Raw genomic sequence first — 6,555 nt, 5'->3', positions numbered from 1 at the left:
CCTTTCATTTTCCGGCGTGGGGTAGGGCAGGGACTCGTCGGCGCGTCCTGCCGGATGACTGTTCGGGGTGTCGACGTTCATGGCTGGCTGAGCAAGGGGCGGGTGTCCGGGCTGGCCGCCGCGACGCGGAGATTGCGGCGGGCGGGTGGTCTCGTTTCATCAAGGTATGTTGGGGGGATGGAAAACCATCCCTCCGCTCGCGGGCCTGTTTCACGGTGACCGCGCCCCGCGCCCTCCGGACTCCTGATCCGCCAGCACCTCCACAAGGATGTAGCCGATGCCCCTGCGGGTTTCGATCCTCACCGTCGCCCCGGCGCCGGCGAGCTGTTTACGCAGGTTGTGGACGTGGACCTCGACTGAGTTCGATGCGACCTCCTCGCCAAAGGCGTAGAGCTGCTCCTCGATGACTGGCTTGGACACCGGCCGCCCGGGATTGCGGAGAAGGCAGCCGAGAACGGCTGCCTCCCGGCGGCGCAGGCACAGCGGCTGTCCCATCACGCTCGCGGTCTGGTCCTCGGGCATGAAAGTCAGGTTGCCGCAGGCTAGATCGCTGCTGAGCCGTCTGGACCGCCGGGTCACGGCATGCAGCCGCGCCGCGAGTTCCCCCACCTCGAAAGGCTTCGGAAGATAATCGTCCGCCCCCGCATGAAGTCCGGTTATGCGCTCGTCGGTCCGGCGGCGCGAGGACAGAATCAGTATGGGCGTGGTGTTGCGTTCGGCCCGAAGCTTCTTGAGAAGCGTGATGCCGTCGGCGTCTGGCAGGTTCAAGTCCAGCAGGACCGCATCATAAGCGACGGCGGACAGGGCAAGCCTGCCGTCCTCCGCGTTTGTCACCCGGTCGACCGCGAACCCGGTCGGCTTCAGTCCGACCTGAACATACTGGGCCAGTATGTCGTCATCCTCAATGTATAGAATTCTCATGGCCGTGCACCAGGATAGTCCGACCATGCGCCGGTCAGGTCCGAGGCGACCGAGCTCGAATCGCCTTTCGGCATGCGGCAACTTCCAGGAGCAGCTATGGTCGTTGTAGTTCGGAATAATCTTTCCACCCGTTTGTAAAACTTCAGGTATAGATCATAACCGTTCATACCTATTTCCTCAATAAATCTGGCGTTACGGCAGACATAACGTTTACGCTATAAGGTTTCGCTAAATCCTATTCTGGGCTAAATCTTACGAAGAAACTAGACTGAACGGGAGGAGCATCTGTTCCTTCGGTAAGGGGGTTAAGGCTTCTCGGTCCCCGACTTGCCGCCGCGCGGCGCTGCGCCGTCGAGAGCCCGCGCAATCGCCGTCCAGAGCGGCTTACGGCGCATTTCGGCGTCCAGCGGCAGGGTCCGCGCGGGAAGCCCGTCCCGTCGGCGACTGTAGGAAAACTCGTTGCGCCATGTGAACCGGTCGGACAGACCCCAGGTAAACACGGCCTGAACGGCCGGCTCGGCCAGTGCGGTTTCCAAATACTCAAGCGCGTGGTCCGCCGCCTGGCGGTCGCGATCGCGGGCTTCCGGCGGCAGGTCCCGGTCGTTCACGTCCAGTTCGGTGATGTAGAGGCCGAGGCCCAGATCGGCGACTTCGCGCAAAAAATGTTGGAACGACCGCGCGTCGAAGCTGCGCGACGGATTGAGGTGCCCTTGAATGCCGAGCGTGTCGACCGGCGCCCCTTGTTTTTTCAAGGTCTCGAGCAGGCGCAGGAGAGCGGTCCGCTTCTTGCGGCTCGCCCGGTCGCCGTAGTCGACCCCGTAGTCGTTGTAAACGAGCACCGTTTCGGGATTGGCTTCGCGCGTCATGACGAAGGCTTCGTGAATATAGGAAGGACCCATCGCCTTCAGCCAGACCGAGTCCCGCAAGCCGTTGGGCAGGCCGTCATCCACTTGGATAGCCTCGTTGACCACGTCCCACGACTGGACCCCGGGATATCGCGAGGAGACGCGCCGGATATGGCTTTCCAGCGCCTGGCGCGCCTTGGCGCCGCCGATCTCGGCAAGCCAGCGCGGCACATGCTCATGCCAGACCAGGGCATGCCCCCGGAAACCCAGGCCGTGCCGGCGGGTGAAATCCCAGAGCTGGTCGACCGCATCGAACGTGAACTCGTCCGGTCCGGGGCGGATAGCGCCCCATTTCGCCTCCCATTCGGGAACAAGGAGGGCGCACTCCCGGGCGAACGCTTCAGCATAGGCGGAGTTTCCGAGTAGATCCCCGGATCGCGCGGCCGCGCCGAACAGGATGCCTTTGCGGCCGGCCCGCTCCTTGAGGGTCGGGTCGGCCGGATCGGTGCCGGGTCCGGCATCCGGATCGCCGTGGGCACCGGTATCCTCCCCAAACGCCGGACCAATAAGGACCGGCCCGGTGGCTGCGATCAGGGAGGCGCCGGCGCCTCGGAGGAAGGCCCGCCGGCCAAGCCTGGACCCGTTCAGCATTGCCGTGCCCCATGCGCTCGTGGCTGTCGCGTGCATGTCAGGCGGCCTCCTGCCAGCCATGCGGCTCGCTACGCAGGCGTGAACCGAGGCGCCGCCGCGGTTTCGGTGTCCCCGCATAGTAGCGGTCCGTGTGGCGGCGGAAGGCCTCTGGATCGCCCGAAGCGAAGACCCCGCGCTTGACATCGACCCGATTGAGCGCCGCGCCGACGACGCGCGCGCCGGCATGGGCCAGTTGCGACATAGTGAGGGCAAGGGCGTCCTTCGGCGTGCGCCGCCAGCAGGCGACGAGCAGCGTGGCCTCGACCATCCGGCTGAGGATCAGGGCATCGGAAACCGCGATGACCGGTGGCGCGTCCACCAGGACGATATCGAACTCCCTGGCGGCCCGTGCCAGAACGGCCCGCATTTCCGTCGATCCCAGAAGGTCCTGCGGCGCCGCGTCGGTTTCGCGGCTTGCCAGGTAGCTTAGGCGGCTGTGGGGGTCCGTCCTGACCGGCCAGGCATCGCTGTCCCCGGCCTCAAGGATGTCGTTCAGCCAACCTTCGGGCGACCGGTCGCCCAGCGTTGACGCAACCGATGGGCAGCGCAGATCCGCATCCACCAGCAGCACGCGGTATCCGGAATTCACCAGGCTGCGGCCCAGGGCGACCGAGAGGGTCGACTTGCCCTCATCGGGCAGCGCCGACGTGATCAGCAGGGACCGGGGCATCTGCCCTCCGGCCGCGTGCGGCAAGGATCCCCGAAGCGACCGTATCGCGTCGGCGAAGCGCGAGCGCGGCTGATCGACCACCGCTTCGGCGGGGTTCCCTTTCCGCGTGAGCCGCCGCGGGATCAGGGGAATTGTGCCGAGACAGCGCACCCCTGCGACCCGCTCAAGGTCCGCCGTTCCCTTGATGCCCCGGAACAGGAACTCCCGCATGAAGGCCAGGCCGGTCAGGAGCAGCCCGAACATGGCCATGACCATGACGACGGTCTGCAGGGTCTTTGGCGAGCTCGGCTTCATCGGAACCGTGGCTTCCGAGACGACCCGGACATCCGGTTGCTGAAGGCCCTGCTGCACCCCGATCAGCTGGCGCTGGGCGAGCAGGTTCTCGTAAAGGTTCCGGCTGGCTCCTGCCTCGCGCTCCAGCTCGCGCAAGGTGATCTCCGCGTGCTCGGTGGCGGCCGAGCGCTGCTCGAGGATGGTGAGCTGTTCCCTAAGGGCGGTTTCCTTGGCCTGCACGACCGCGACCTCGTTGGACAGGCTCTCGAGGATCCGCCGGATCTCCGATCCGATCTTGTCCTGCAGGTCCCGCAGTTCCGCCTGGGCGGTCTGCAGATCGGGGTGGCGCTGTCCCAGCCGGTTCCGCAGTTCGGCCTCGCGCCGCAGGGCGCCGGCCTCCTGCTCGCGGAGCCGCTGGATCAGTGGTGAGTTCATGACGTCCATGCCCTGGTCGGCCGCGCCGTTGCGCGTCAGCTGGCGCGCCTGGAGCAGGCGGGCTTCCCGGGCGCTACGCTCCGCCGAGGCCAGGATCAGTTGCGAATTGATCTCGGCGATCTGCTGTGTCAGCACCGTGTTGCCCTTAGCGTTGACGATCTGGTTCGACTCGCGGAAGCCTTGGACCGCCTCCTCGGCCCGGCGAACCTTGGTCTGGAGCGTTTCCATCTCGTCGTTCAGCCAGGCCGCGGCGTTTCGCCCGACCGCGCGCTTCAGGTCGGTCTGCGACCGGACATACGCCGCCACGTGGGTGTTGATGATCCGCGCGGCCAGGACAGGGTTTTCTGACATGAACGAGACGCTGATCAGATAGGAGCGCCCGTCGTTGCCGATCGTCAGCTTGCGCTGGTAAGCGTTGATCACTTCTTCGAGCGGGTCTCCGGGGATGGGCGGCTCCGCCTCCCCGGCCTCATCGCCGCTGGCCAGCTCGCGGCGCAGCCACTCGGCCGCGTCGCTGGCCGGCAGGCCCAGCGAGTCGCCGTACTCGATCGCCGTCCGGGCCAGGACCTGCAGCTTGCCCGGCTTCCGGAATTCCGGTTCCGATTCGAGGCCGAGCTCCACGATGACCTCGCGCGCGACCGGTCGGCTGCGCAGCAGGCTGACCTCGCTGCGCAGGACCGCCGGGTCGATGGTGCTGGGCTGAGCGGGAGCCCCATCCGGCAGGCCGGGTATGGCCGACCGGCGCAGGTCCAGGATGACGGTCGCCTCGCCCCGGTAAAGGGACGGCATCTGCGACAGCACCGCCACCGCCGGCACGACGGCGAGAACACTCCCGACCAGTATCCACCGGCCGTGACGCCTCAGCACGTTGACGATGTCGCGCAGCGTGACCGCAGGTTCGGGGTGTTCCATCATGGGGCTCGGGGCGTCAGTCATGTCAGGTTCCTGGGGAGGAGAAACAGCGGCGTCACGGACGGGACTTGGGATGTCACCGGGCGTTCCGGTCGTTTAGGACCGTGAAAGCCGTTCTGAACAGGATCCCGATATCGAGCACCAGAGACCATCGCCGGATGTAGTCCAGGTCGTGCTTGACGCGCTGGGCCAGGTGTTCGACGGTATCGGCCGGGCCTCGGTAACCGCTGACCTGGGCCAACCCGGTGAGCCCGGGCTTCACCTGGTAGCGCTGGAAATACCCGGGAACCGCGTCGGCGTTCCGGCGTCCCTCGACGGTCATGCCGAGAGCGTGGGGGCGCGGGCCCACGAGCGACATGTCGCCCTTGAGGACGTTGATCAGCTGCGGCAGCTCGTCGAGACTGGTGCGCCGCAGGAACCGGCCGAGCGGCGTCACGCGGGGATCCCGGTGCGCCGTCTGCTGCCGGCACAGCCGGTCGCTGCGGTCCTCGTACATGGACCTGAACTTGTAGACATCGAACACCGTGGCCCGGTACCCCCAGCGCGGCTGCCTGAACAGGACCGGCCCCGGGCTCGACATCCGGATCGCCGCGGCGACCATCAGCAGCAAGGGGGCCAGCGCCAGAAGGAGACCGGCAGCCAGTACGGTGTCCTGCACCCTTTTGGCGGCCTGCTGAAAAGGCGTCAGCGCCTCATCCGCAAACTCCGGCGCCTGAGGGTCCAGGAGATGCAAAGATCCATTCGGCGTGGTGCTATTGGCAAAAGAAAGGTTGGTGCTCATCATAAATGCCTCGCTGTCGGGCGTCCTTACGACGGGATCGTGACCCCCGCGCCCTGATGAGCCCTTCTATACGGCGTTAACATTATCTTAACCTTAAGCGCGCGGATTTTTTACCCTCGGCGCGATGGGTTTTCCCCTGCGCACGGGTTTTTCGGCAGCTTCAGGCGCCGACGCGAGGGCCGGAGCGAAATATTCGCGACTTTGCTGCCCAGCCTTAAGGTTAATATAAGCTTAACGCCCTATTGTCCGCCGCGTACCGCCCGGCGCTGCTCCCTCTTGTGCATCGTCTTATGCATCCGCATGCCGAGCGACCTTCCACGCAGCAGGACAAAAAGAGCGCCCCTATGATCTATATTGCGACTCCTGGCGGCACCCGGGCCCGCGGCGGCATCGGCAGAATCGTCTCGTATTTCACGCGGGAGCTCGCCCGGACCACCGGCGCCCCTGCCTTCGCCGTCGTCGATACCTACGGTCCCGGATCTCGGTACCTTATGCCGCTCTTTTTTCTCGGCGCCCTGGTCCGGCTGTTCTTCGCCTGCGCGCTCGGACGCGCCAGCCTCGTGCATGTCCACATGGCGGAGTACGGCAGCGTGGCCCGCAAGGGAGTGATCATGGCGATAGCCCGTCTTTTTTCCGTCCCGGTCGTGCTGCATATGCACGGAGCCAATTTTCGTGAGCAGTGCGAGAAGGCAAGCCCCAGGGAACGGCGGCTGCTGCGCCGAACACTCGGTCTGGCCACCGAGATCGTTGTCCTGGGGGAATACTGGCGCGACTTCGTCACTGAGTTCTTTGGTCCGGACATGCCCAAGATCACCATCCTGGTCAATGCGGTCGAGGGACCGGCCCAGGTGCCGTCGCGGCCAGCCTCGGGAAAGCTGCGGATACTGTTCCTGGGACGTGTCGGCGATCGGAAGGGCACCGGGGAATTGCTCGAGGCCCTGGCTTCGGCGCCGTGCCGGGACCGCGACTGGACAGCCGCAATCGCCGGAGACGGCGATCGGGCATGTCGCGGGCTTCAAGGCCGGGTT

The 6,555-nt window shown here is 65.8% G+C and carries 5 protein-coding genes; 1 reads left to right on the top strand and 4 read right to left on the bottom strand.

Annotation, left to right across the window (positions count from 1 at the left end):
* Positions 1–210: 210 nt before the first annotated feature.
* The 4 genes from AC5JJ6_RS35555 to AC5JJ6_RS35540 all read right to left on the bottom strand — a co-directional run bounded on the left by AC5JJ6_RS35555 (position 211) and on the right by AC5JJ6_RS35540 (position 5,479).
* On the bottom strand, positions 211–921 hold the full coding sequence (locus AC5JJ6_RS35555) for a response regulator (RefSeq protein ID WP_496046565.1): 711 nt from the start codon (positions 919–921) through the stop codon (positions 211–213).
* A 305-nt stretch (positions 922–1,226) separates the two neighbouring features.
* Positions 1,227–2,453 carry an endo-1,4-beta-xylanase gene (locus AC5JJ6_RS35550; protein WP_496046564.1) on the bottom strand — a complete coding sequence of 409 codons (1,227 nt, stop codon included), beginning with the start codon at positions 2,451–2,453 and terminating at the stop codon, positions 1,227–1,229.
* Between the two features lies 1 nt (position 2,454).
* Positions 2,455–4,770 (bottom strand): GumC family protein, encoded by a 2,316-nt coding sequence (locus tag AC5JJ6_RS35545; RefSeq protein WP_496046563.1) that lies wholly within the window; start codon positions 4,768–4,770, stop codon positions 2,455–2,457.
* Positions 4,771–4,822: 52 nt separating this feature from the next.
* On the bottom strand, positions 4,823–5,479 hold the full coding sequence (locus tag AC5JJ6_RS35540; protein WP_496046562.1) for a sugar transferase: 657 nt from the start codon (positions 5,477–5,479) through the stop codon (positions 4,823–4,825).
* Between the two features lie 392 nt (positions 5,480–5,871).
* Here AC5JJ6_RS35540 and AC5JJ6_RS35535 point away from each other — a divergent pair.
* The coding region (locus tag AC5JJ6_RS35535; protein ID WP_496046561.1) for a glycosyltransferase at positions 5,872–6,555 on the top strand (684 nt) is incomplete at its 3' end.

The organism is Skermanella sp. (assembly GCF_059503625.1).
Note: the sequence above shows the minus strand (reverse complement) of the source record. Positions and strands in the feature narration are given on the sequence as shown.